General features: G+C 54.3%; 1 rRNA gene. It reads left to right on the plus strand.

Features of this window, described 5'->3' with window-relative positions:
* Window positions 1-154: 154 nt before the first annotated feature.
* A 16S ribosomal RNA gene (locus AC1DIW_RS21875) occupies window positions 155-486 on the plus strand; the annotation flags it as partial.

Raw genomic sequence — 486 nt, forward strand, 5'->3', positions numbered from 1 at the left:
ATGGGTGGTCGTGTGGTGTTTTGGGCGAATTATCCTTTGGTTGAATCGAACTTCTAGCTTTTTTTGAGCTAGTGGTTCGGCTTCAGTCAGGTTTTCGAGCCCTTCATGGGTTCAAAGTTTGCTCATCTCCTTTTCGGGGGTGGGTGTTTGAACATCAACGGAGAGTTTGATCCTGGCTCAGGACGAACGCTGGCGGCGTGCTTAACACATGCAAGTCGAACGGTGATGATCAAGCTTGCTTGGTCTGATCAGTGGCGAACGGGTGAGTAACACGTGAGTAACCTGCCCCAGACTCTGGGATAACCCCGGGAAACCGGAGCTAATACCGGATATGACACCAACGGGCATCCGTATGGTGTGGAAAGTTTTTCGGTCTGGGATGGACTCGCGGCCTATCAGCTTGTTGGTGAGGTAGTGGCTCACCAAGGCGACGACGGGTAGCCGGCCTGAGAGGGCGACCGGCCACACTGGGACTGAGACACGGCC

The organism is Terrabacter sp. 01T434, assembly GCF_056398545.1.